The sequence below is a fragment of the Pseudomonas entomophila genome (assembly GCF_013523165.1).
Lineage (GTDB): Bacteria > Pseudomonadota > Gammaproteobacteria > Pseudomonadales > Pseudomonadaceae > Aquipseudomonas > Aquipseudomonas entomophila_A.
In genome coordinates, this window is sequence record NZ_JAAMQI010000068.1 from 1 (window position 1) to 320 (window position 320).

General features: G+C 57.5%; 1 pseudogene. It reads left to right on the plus strand.

The annotated features are described in order from the left end of the window. A pseudogene (locus G7Z99_RS19680) lies at positions 1–320 on the plus strand (IS110 family transposase); the annotation flags it as partial.

Sequence of the window (320 nt, forward strand, 5' to 3'; positions counted from 1 at the left end):
GATGCAAGGGTACTGGCCCGGTACCTCAAGAACGAAGGCGCCAACCTTAGCCCCTGGATCCCGCCTTCGACGCTCTATCGCGACCTTGTCAGCCTGTTTCGCAGGCGCGCGATGCTCGTCCAGACGCGTACAGCGCTGAAGCTGAGCTGGGAAGGTGAGCCGCTGCTCAAGAACCTCTTGAAGTCCCAGCTCACCTCGATGAAGCGCATTGAAGACCTCATCGAAAACATGATCAAGAAACTGCTCGAGCAGGCAGGACTGATGCCGTTAGTCAGGCGATGCATGAAAGTTGAAGGCGTTGGTTTTCTCACCGCTGCGCG